General features: G+C 32.9%; 11 protein-coding genes. 1 reads left to right on the top strand and 10 read right to left on the bottom strand.

Annotation, left to right across the window (positions count from 1 at the left end):
* Positions 1 to 20: 20 nt before the first annotated feature.
* The 8 genes from TS1_RS08470 to TS1_RS08435 all read right to left on the bottom strand — a co-directional run bounded on the left by TS1_RS08470 (position 21) and on the right by TS1_RS08435 (position 7,772).
* Complete coding sequence (locus tag TS1_RS08470) at positions 21 to 1,820, bottom strand: DUF4153 domain-containing protein (RefSeq protein ID WP_068709768.1); 1,800 nt, start codon at positions 1,818 to 1,820, stop codon at positions 21 to 23.
* A 349-nt stretch (positions 1,821 to 2,169) separates the two neighbouring features.
* A complete protein-coding gene (gene dhaL / locus TS1_RS08465) occupies positions 2,170 to 2,817 on the bottom strand; it encodes a dihydroxyacetone kinase subunit DhaL (protein ID WP_068709766.1) in 648 nt (215 codons plus the stop codon).
* A gap of 2 nt (positions 2,818 to 2,819) precedes the next feature.
* Positions 2,820 to 3,818, bottom strand: coding sequence for a dihydroxyacetone kinase subunit DhaK (locus TS1_RS08460; protein WP_068709764.1), 999 nt, complete (start codon positions 3,816 to 3,818; stop codon positions 2,820 to 2,822).
* 43 nt (positions 3,819 to 3,861) lie between these two features.
* Positions 3,862 to 4,776: a cupin domain-containing protein gene (locus TS1_RS08455; protein WP_068709762.1), complete on the bottom strand. Its 915-nt coding sequence runs from the start codon at positions 4,774 to 4,776 to the stop codon at positions 3,862 to 3,864.
* Positions 4,777 to 4,807: 31 nt separating this feature from the next.
* Positions 4,808 to 5,821 (bottom strand): PTS fructose transporter subunit IIC, encoded by a 1,014-nt coding sequence (locus TS1_RS08450; RefSeq protein ID WP_068709760.1) that lies wholly within the window; start codon positions 5,819 to 5,821, stop codon positions 4,808 to 4,810.
* Positions 5,822 to 5,835: 14 nt separating this feature from the next.
* Positions 5,836 to 6,156 (bottom strand): PTS fructose transporter subunit IIB, encoded by a 321-nt coding sequence (locus tag TS1_RS08445; RefSeq protein ID WP_068709759.1) that lies wholly within the window; start codon positions 6,154 to 6,156, stop codon positions 5,836 to 5,838.
* Between the two features lie 4 nt (positions 6,157 to 6,160).
* Positions 6,161 to 6,631 (bottom strand): PTS sugar transporter subunit IIA, encoded by a 471-nt coding sequence (locus tag TS1_RS08440; protein WP_068709757.1) that lies wholly within the window; start codon positions 6,629 to 6,631, stop codon positions 6,161 to 6,163.
* 271 nt (positions 6,632 to 6,902) lie between these two features.
* A complete protein-coding gene (locus TS1_RS08435) occupies positions 6,903 to 7,772 on the bottom strand; it encodes a class II fructose-bisphosphate aldolase (RefSeq protein WP_068709755.1) in 870 nt (289 codons plus the stop codon).
* Positions 7,773 to 8,073: 301 nt separating this feature from the next.
* On the opposite strand from TS1_RS08435, the gene TS1_RS08430 reads away from it, so the two are divergent.
* Complete coding sequence (locus TS1_RS08430) at positions 8,074 to 8,889, top strand: DeoR/GlpR family DNA-binding transcription regulator (protein ID WP_068709754.1); 816 nt, start codon at positions 8,074 to 8,076, stop codon at positions 8,887 to 8,889.
* A 155-nt stretch (positions 8,890 to 9,044) separates the two neighbouring features.
* On the opposite strand, the gene TS1_RS08425 is transcribed toward TS1_RS08430, so the two are convergent.
* Positions 9,045 to 9,515 carry an RpiB/LacA/LacB family sugar-phosphate isomerase gene (locus TS1_RS08425; protein ID WP_068709751.1) on the bottom strand — a complete coding sequence of 157 codons (471 nt, stop codon included), beginning with the start codon at positions 9,513 to 9,515 and terminating at the stop codon, positions 9,045 to 9,047.
* Between the two features lie 15 nt (positions 9,516 to 9,530).
* Positions 9,531 to 10,007 carry a hypothetical protein gene (locus TS1_RS08420; protein ID WP_068709749.1) on the bottom strand — a complete coding sequence of 159 codons (477 nt, stop codon included), beginning with the start codon at positions 10,005 to 10,007 and terminating at the stop codon, positions 9,531 to 9,533.
* Between the last annotated feature and the right edge of the window lie 143 nt (positions 10,008 to 10,150).

The following is a 10,150-nucleotide window of genomic DNA, read 5'->3' as shown; positions in this document are numbered from 1 at the left end:
TTCAGGATTAGAAATATTTTTTAATCTAACGAAATCTGCAAATAAAAATCAGCATCAATATTCTGCCCTTCTTCCACATAAAGATGTGTGACATAAATTTGTAACTCTCCCCCGTTAAACCTTTCCGAAAAAGTTAAATCTTCTACTGGAAGTAATTCGCTATTAGAGGCAGCACTGCGTGAAGCGGCTAATTCTCGTAAAAATTGTAAATCATATCGAACCAATTGTTTACCTGTATCATCTTCTAAAATTAAATCAGTTTTTTCTTCTCCGTTTTCATCCCAAATTAAATGATATTGTTTATTACGATAGCTAACAGTCATACGATTTTTTGCTTCATTTTGTATAAATTCGCCTGCTGTTACATGTAAAGGCAAAACAAGACCACCATCATCTACTTCAATTTGTATTGGATCATCTTCTCTTACATCGATCGAGAAACTTTCAGCTTGATTGTTTCCATTTATAGTATCGCCTGAGTTTTCTAAAGAATTAATTTCAAAGCCGAAAATTTCTGTAAAATCAGATTCTCTGACCTTTTGTTCAGATAAATTGGAGACTTGCTGTAATTGATCGACTTTACTTAAATATTGATAACTATGAGCAAGTTTTCTTTTTTGATCTGTCGGAATTGAGTCATTTGGTTGGATTTGATGATCTTGAACCATATCGTTTTGCTGTAAGACATTTTCCATTTGTTTAACCTGACTTCTAGTACCAATTGAAACAGCGTCGATAAACGGCAGTATAGAAATGACCGAAAGTCCTACTAACAATCCAGGAATAAAAGCAACCTTTTGATGGAAAAATAAATAGATAATACTGGATATCAGCGAGAACACCACAAACAGTAAGATGAAGTAACGAACATCAGTCATACCCAATCGCGCTACTTTTACCAAGGAAGCAGCACCTTGTAGTCCTGTCACGATAAATAACAAAGATGGAAAATATTTTTTAAACATAGTAACTATTTTGTTAGCCAAGGAATCAATCAAAAATAAAACAAACCACCCTGTTACGACATAGCTCACCAATAAAGGTTCAAGCAAATTATCATTCCAAAAATCACCAGTGATATTTCTAAAAATATAAACTAATAGTATCAAGGTATAAATACCCAACAAAGGGACGAGAATATAAGATAATAGCACCGCCAAAAACTTCGGTACAGTAACAGCTCGTTTGTAGTCTTCGTTTTCATCCGCTCTTTTACCTGGAAAGTGTGGCAAAAGGGATAAAAAATAAATTGGAAAAAAGCCTAACCATACAAGTGCCGTTAAATAACCATAAATTTGTGTATCAACGGGCATGATTAAAAAATTAATTGCTTGTATAATGATTAATAAACCTATCATTAGTACCGCTGCTAAAAATAAAGAAGTAAACAGACTTTTAATAAAAACGATAAAACTTTTAGAAAAGGCAAATTCATTACTTTTAATTGAAGGAACCCAACAACTTCCAATAAAAATAGTAAAAAAGAGAACCCAACTACGAACCATAACACTATATTGAAAAAAATCATTATATTGTAAATAAATATAATACCCTATAACAAATAATAATGAGACAACATATAACCCTATTTGGAAATTACGACGATTTTCAAAAAAGCGTTCATTGACAAGCTGAACAGCAATTCCTAGAGTACCCGCAATTCCTAAAGTTAAAATCAGTTTTTCCCACGAATTGTATGTTGCGATCGCTATCATTTCACTTATAGTAGCTAGAATAAAAGCGATACTTGAAAACCAAAACCGAAAAACAGCATTAGATATCGTTTTAAAACGCCCCTGTACTTTCTGCGATAAATTCATTTCCTTCACCTCGCTTTTTTCTAGTATAGCATGTTTACTAAGGATAGAATGGTTTATATAAATTATTAGTTAAGTAAATAAAAAAATACTAAAATTAGAGGGCAAAATCACTAACGATATTTTTACCCTTTAATTTTAGTACATAATACTTTATCATATAATTTTTTTACAGGCTTTCCTTTAAGCCAGTTCAAAAATAAGTCAACCTAAATAACATGGCTTTTATATTAATACTTCTTTGTTTATTTGTCTCATACATTATAAAATGTTTTTTAATTTTACTTGTCTTCTCATTAAAATAGCAAATTTGGAAATCTTTAACTTTTTCATAAAAACAAACCAAAAATTACTAACTTTGTTTTCTTACTTCTTTTTGAATAAAACGTAGCATTTCATACAAAATAAAATAAACGCTAGTAGCTCCTGCGTCTTGATAACCTATAGTACGAGAACCTAAATTTTTTGCTCGGCCAAACTTAGCAACATATTTTTTAGTTTGTTCAAGCCCTTTTTTGGCAGCTTTCGTTCCATCTGATAGAGCTAATTCTAAATCTAAGTTTTTATTACTCATCAAACTTGTTACCGCTGGTTCTAAAGCGTCTAACATCGTTTTGTCACCGACGCTCGCTCCACCTTTTTTCTCAATATCTTCTACTGATTTAGCTAGCCCGTTAGCTAAATCAGTAGTATTTAATTCTTTTTTATATTTACTCGTTTTAAAAACACCTAAAAAAAGAGAAGCAAATAGTACTCCAGAAGCCCCTCCCATAGAATTAAGCATTGTTTTAGCTGTAACTTGGAAAACACTTCCTACATCAGAAAAATTTTGAATATTTAACTCTTCGACTACTCTTTCAAAACCAATCTTCATTCCTATACCATGATCACCATCTCCAACTTTGCGATCAATGGCAGTTAATTCGGGTTCCCGTTGAATAATTCCATAAGCTACTTGCACGATCATTTCTTTTACTTGCTCTACAGTTAAGCTTTCCATATCTACACCCCTTTATAAAAATGAGAAGAAATGGCCTTCATGTTAAAAAGTGTTTTCAATTCCTCGTTTAATAAAATTGCTGATATAGAGAATCCCCCCATTTCTTGTGTAGTACAAAAATTACCAACAAGTATATCAGATACATTGTACCCAGAAACGTCAAATTCTTCCTGAACATCATTAGCTATTATATAAAGTTCCATTAAAGTAGTAGAGCCTAAACCATTGACGCAAATTGCAATCTCTTTAGCCATTGACCCTCGCATTTCTGATATTAAAAGCTCAACCAATGTCTTACTTATTTCATTAGAAGTAGTTATGGGTCGTTGCTCTATCCCTGATTCACCATGTATCCCTAGGCCAAACTCCATTTCCCCATCTTCTAAGTAAAAACCTGGCTCACCATTTACTGGATTAGTTCCTGGACTTAGCCCAACACCAATAGAAACCAAAGAACGGTCCACTTGTTTTGCGATGTCAAAACACTCTTCAATTGACTTACCTATTTGAGAAGCTGCTCCAAGTATTTTTATCATATAAAGATCTCCCGCGATACCACGTCTGCTCTTTTTTTCGTTTTTTGAAGCAGAGGCAACATCATCTTTGACAACAATGTTTGTTACATCTATACCTTCCATAGCAGCTAAATCCTTACCCATTTCAAAATTTAAAACATCACCTGAGTAGTTCCCAAAAATACATATAACGCCTTTCCCACGGTCTACTTCTTTAATCGCTGTTAGAATAGCATTGGGTGTTGGCGCTGCAAAAATATTTCCTACAACAACTGCATCTGCTAAACCTTCACCAACATACCCCATAAATAAAGGCTCATGCCCACTTCCACCGCCAATTACTACACCAACTTTGTCCTCGATTTCTTTTTTTACAATAACTTTAGTTGTATGTCTAGAAAAACGAAGAATTCTTTTATTTGCTTTAACAAAGCCTTGTAACATATCTTCAACGATTTTATCTGGAGAATTAATTATTTTTTTCATAAAATTTCCTCGCTTTAAATATAAGAATAAGATTTCCTCTTCCTTAAAGTTTAGTAATTGAGAAAACAACTTTAACAGGTCGATTTTCAAAATTGACTAATTGATAAGACGTTTTTGCAGGGATAAAAAAAGTATCCTCCTTTTCTAACACAAAACTCTCTTCTAACTTTGGCAAATTAACAGTAACTGGACCATCGATACAGTATAAAGCCGCATCGCCTTCATGTTCATCCGGATCTGAAACCCGAGGACCGTACCCACCTGCAGGTAAAATAAATTCGCCAAAATGTCCATAATTATTACTTGTAATAAAACGGATTAACATTGGACGTTTTGTCCCATGGATATTATTTAATTTCTCAAAATCTCGTACTGCGTAAACAATTCCATTTTCTCTAGCTGATACTGGATTAACCGGCCAATTCCCAATATCATCAGTAGAACCTTGCCGGGTAATTGGTAAAATTTTATCTTTGATATTCGGTAAATTATTGTTATTTTTCCCTTTATAATACTTTGTCTCTTCATCACTAGGGATAACAGATGGTGGAATATTTTCATTCCATGCCTCTGGAGTAATAAAATATAAAATCCTTGCCTTCTCAGCTGAAAAATTATGACAGCAATGCCAAGCTCCTTCAGGCATGAAAAGACCATCGCCAGTTTCTAAATAAGCAAATTGCCCGTTACCACTACGTTGGACAACTGGTCCATTAAGAATATAGTAATTTTCATCCCCTGGATGAATATCTAAAGGTAAGAAAACACTACCTGGAGCTAACTCGTAAATTCCCAACATCATTGTATCTTGCGAAATAAGAGTAAAAGTATTATCTGATGTAGATGCATCATTAGGCGGATAAAGCGCAGTTGAATATTCATTTTTTTTAATTAAACGTGGTTCCTTATCTTTTGGATCGAAAGGGAATTTTCCATTAATTTCCATTAATTTTGCCATTTTTATTTTCTCCTTTTTACTTTAATTAATTCTATCCATTTTCTACAATTGGTCTTTTCAACAGTAATAAAGCGCCTGCAGTTATAAGAGACGAGATTAAAAGAATTGCTATAAAAATGAAAGGTTTATTGCACAAAAAAATTACAAATAATCCTCCATGTGGAGCTTGTAAAGTTAAACTCGCAGCATATGATAGTGCAGCTCCTATCGAGCTTCCTAAAATTAATGCTGGTATAGTTCTTAATGGATCTTTAACTGCAAAAGGGATTGCAAATTCTGTAATCATTGCACAACCACCAATGATACAGTTCCCAATTCCATCTCTTTCTACTTTTGTGAACTTATTTTTCCCAAAAAACATAGCAATTGCTATCCCCATCGGTGGCGCCATAGAAGCTATAAAATTAGCGGCCATCGGGTCCCAATTATTAGAAGCTGAAGCAGCAATTGCGAAAGCGTAGGCTGCTTTGTTTAACGGTCCCCCCATATCAAATGCCAGCATCGCTCCTTGTATTAAGCCTAAAAGAATCAAACTACCACCTGTCATACTACTTAAATTTTCATTCATAGTAGTATTTAACCAAGACACAGGTTCACCTATGACATAAGTCATTAACGCTCCTATGATAAAAATACTCAATAGTGGAATAATTAGTGTGGTGATTAACGAGCGTAATTGCTTGGGTAATTGAATTTTTTTCATTTCCCGCACTAAATAGCCAGCTAGAACACCTCCAATCATAGCTCCTATAAAACCTGAACCTTGATTATTAGCTATCATTCCAGCCACAAATCCTGGCGCAATAGCTGGTTTATCGGCGAACGAAAAGGCAATATATCCTGCTAACACCGGAAACATTAGTCCGAACGCCGTTTGCCCCCACTCAAACATTTCATAAGCAAAAGTTCCTTCATTATCTCCTACGTAAATACCACCAACGGCAAAACCTAGTGCAATTAATATTCCACCACCCGTAACAAATGGCAGCATAAAAGATACTCCTGTTAAGAGTGCCTGTTTCATATCACTTAGAATATTCTTCATAATAATTTTCTCCATTAACCTTTTTGTATGCTATTTATCTGTGCTTCAACCTTTTTGGGATTGCGAATAACTTCATGGGGCGAAAATTGTATAATTTTATCTCTTAAACTATTAAAACGTTCAATTTCAGTGATATTTACGTCATTGGCAAATATAATAAACTCTGTATCTCTTAAATCGGCCTCTGTGATCCTATTTTCTATTCCTAATGCACCTTGGATTTCAACTTTATGATCTAATCCTAGTTTATTTGCAATGTTTTCTAATGCTTCTGCTGCCATATAAGAATGGGCAATCCCAGTTGCACACGAAGTTACACCGATAAATTTAACCATTTCTTCATCTCCTATTCGATAATAACTCTAAAATATCTTCAGGGTATTTTGCATTAGCTAGTTCTTTCATAAATTCTTCATTTGCTAATAATCTCGCTAAACTTGAAAGAATTTTTAAATATACTGTACCTGCTTTTTCTTTTTCAATAGCAAACATAAATATATACTTTACTAAACCTGTTTCACCGCAAGAATTATATTCAATCGGTTCATCTAAAATACAAATTGCCAAACTTGATTGCAAAACTTCCTCACTTAAGCCATGAGGAATTGCAACAAAGTTTCCCATATAGGTAGAACCTTGCGTTTCCCGAACATATAAATCATTAATAAAAGTTTCAGGAGATTGAATAACGTCTGTTTCAAAAAAAGCATCCGTCATAAACTCGAATAAATCTTTTTTGTTTTGTATTCCAACAGTTTGACCATTCATTAAAATTCTATCTTTAGTAATAATTTGAGGAAAATCTATCACCGTGTATCCTCCTCCCTTAATTTATTTAGGATTGTTTAAACTAGTTATCACTATTTGTCATAGTTAATTTTATTACCAGTGCTGGTAATGGATACACATTCATGTATTAACACTTATTTTTAACAAATCGCTTTGTTTACGCTTTCATTTTTTAATAGATGCTATAGTGATCTTTAACCTGCTTCATAATTAAACTGAGAAACAGGCTAAAATCACGAAATTGCTACAAAAAAATGAGTAAACTAGATAATTAGTACAGGCTAGTTAATTATTAATTCTTATTCATAAAAACTTGCATCGTGTGTTTAGACAAATCTTTAATAATTTCTTCTGCCTTAACCGCCAATTCATGATAGAAAACTTCTTCTTTGCTTGAATTAATGAATTCTACTAATTTTGGAGGTACCGCAGTTGACATGTAAGAATAATAATTAATTTTTGAAATTCCTGCCCCTACAGCTTGTTGTACTTGACTTTCAGGGACACCTGAAGCTCCGTGTAATACTAAACGACAATCATCCTTAACTGCTTTGCGACAATCACGAACTCGTTGAATATCTAGTTTGGGTTCTGTATTGTAAAAACCGTGAACCGTTCCGATTAGGCATGCGATCGCATCAACATTTGTTTCTTCTGCAAAACGAGCTGCTTGTTGTGGATCCGTCATATACGCACTTAAATCTGTTTGATCTACGGACGTACCATCATGAGTATCAACTTCGCCACTTGGCATTACGTCAAATTCAGCCTCAACGGTTAGTCCACCAGCATGCGCAATAGGTACAAAATCCTGTACAGCTTTTAGATTTTCCTCAAAAGAAAGATCAGAGCGATCATACATTACTGATGAAAAGCCCGCTTGAATACAACGCATAATAAAGCTCATATCCCTACCATGGTCCACGTGCACACATACAGGTACTTTTGCCTTTTTCGCATGCTCTACCATATAAGGCCCAATTTGTTCAACAGGAATAAGTGAATCATGGACTTGAGCATGATCAATAATTATCGGCGTATTCAATTCTTCTGCAGCTGCGATAATCCCTCGTAACATTTCCATATTGGGGGTATTAATACAACCAATCGCCGACTTATCCTTTTCCGCTTCTGCTAAAATTTCCTTCATAGTTACTAGCATTCTTTACCTACCTCCTTAAATTTAATTACACTAGTATAATACTATAAAACAAAAGAAAAAGAAAGCATAAAATAGTAAAAAAAAGTAAAAATATGTATTTTTTAGCTTTTTTTACTATTTTTGCCTTTAAAAACACTGTTTTTTTTTAACTTTGTACCAAAAAGAAGTAAATCATTTAAAAAAAAAGTAAAACAAATTATTAAAAATAAAAATAAAAGAGTTTAAGCTATCGTTTACTTGACTTTCTACTTTAAAGTAATTTATATTTAGTTAAAATATAGATTGCAAAGGACTAAATACAATGAAAAAAAATAATCTATTTCAGGAAGAAAGACTGCGAATAATTTATCAAAAGCTACAAAAACAAAAAAAAATATTAGTTAAAGAAATTTCGACAGAATTTTCTATTAGCAAAACTACTGCGCGCAATGATTTAATGGAACTTGAAAGCCGTGGGTTATTGACACGAACCCATGGTGGAGCTATATTAAAAAATAATGATTCCGATCTTTCGAAAGAATTTATCAAAGATAATATACCATTTAAACAAAGAATTGGAGAATATTCAGAAGAAAAAAAAGCCATCTGTAAACTTGCTGCTTCCCTTATAGAAGATGGTGACACTTTAATGATTGACGGAGGGAGCACAACTTCCGCTATTGCTGAATACTTACAAAACAAAAAAAATTTAACTATCATAACAAACTCATATACATTGGTTCCATTGGCCTCTGGCATAGAGAATTGTGTTGTTTACTTAGCCGGCGGTCTAGTATATGACAAACATTCAATAGTTGTAGGAGATTTTTCAAATGATTTTATTCAGCAATTCAGTCCTAATAAATTAATTTTAGGAATTGATGGTGTTAGTGCTTCTAGAGGACTTTCCATAGCTGATAGTCAAGTGCCATCTGTTGCCTCAATAAAAAGAAAAATGATCAGCGTTTGTGAAAAAACATTGCTTTTATGTGACAGTTCTAAAATTGGAAAAGAATGTTTAATGACGGTAGCTCCTTTAAATAAAATAAACACTTTAATTACAAATCCTTCAGCTGATGAGTTTGAATTAGAACAATTTAAAAATATTGGAATTGAGGTACTTTTAACTGAAAGATAAATTATCTTAAATGAGAAAAAGCACTGCCTATTTAATGGTTATAATGTTTTTAGCTGAATTTAGTAAATAATAAAGCATCGCATACGATCGTTAAAAAATCGCGTGCGATGCTTATCTTTACTTCCTTATTTTACTCTATTATTTAAGAGCAAAAATTAACATGAATGGTTTTTGGCATACTCTATTTCTTCTTCTTCCCTTTCAGAAATTTGTTCAATTTTTCTACCAGAATTCCCCCCTGAAAATGTATTAGATAGATACTCTTTCGCTAGAAATTTCATTACATCTACGCCAATAATTTTAGCTCCAAAAGTAATAATTTGAGCGTTATTACTCAGCTGTGCCCGTTCAGCTGAATAGGGATCGTGTACTTGTGCCGCTCTAATACCTTTAATTTTATTTGCAGAAATAGCCATTCCGATCCCAGTCCCACAAATAAGTATTGCGCGTTCTATTTCTCCATTTTTTATTGCTTCGCCAGTTTTAAATGCAATACCAGGATAATCCACTGCATCAGGTGAGTAGGCTCCATAATCTTCCACTTCATGACCCAGTTGTTCAATATATTTCTTCAATTCTTCTTTTGCTTTATACGCATTGTGATCTGCACCAATTCCGATTTTCATAATAACACTCCTTAACTATTTAACTATTTTTTTGAAGTAAAGAACTCTTTTATCTACTTCATCAAGTACTTTATCAACTACTTCATCAAAAATTTTTCCTGTTCCATATTTTTTAATATCTGTCTGATTAATATTAATGCCTAATAATTCATCCACAAATTTTATATACGATAGTTTTCTATTTGCAACTATCGCTGCTACATGTCCGCCTGAATACTTAAAATTTTTTACAATATAATAGAATTCATCATTTAATTCTATCTCAGAATCAAAAACAATTAATAAATCTTTCTCAGATATATTAAAAGGTTCCACATTTATGGGCTTGGCGTTAATAGATTTAAAAAACCTATTCATTCTCTCTGTGTCCGTATCAGTTAGAAAATAGATATTATGAGCCTTATTAACTTCATCTGTAAAACAACCTATTTCTCTATTGATTACATTTTCCATAGTTCGTCTAATAGCATTTTCAGTCACATAAGTCTTCATCTATTGCTCCCTCCTTGTTCTTTTAATCTTATTATATATCATTTTTCATCATTTGTATATCATTTAGTTTCGAAATTTATCACATCGATAATAAACAACAAATGAAATAGTAATTTTTAATTCTCTATTTTTACTTTTATATG

It is taken from the genome of Tetragenococcus solitarius NBRC 100494 (assembly GCF_001544195.1).
Taxonomy (GTDB): domain Bacteria; phylum Bacillota; class Bacilli; order Lactobacillales; family Enterococcaceae; genus Tetragenococcus; species Tetragenococcus solitarius.
This window is presented reverse-complemented; position numbering and strand designations above follow the sequence as displayed.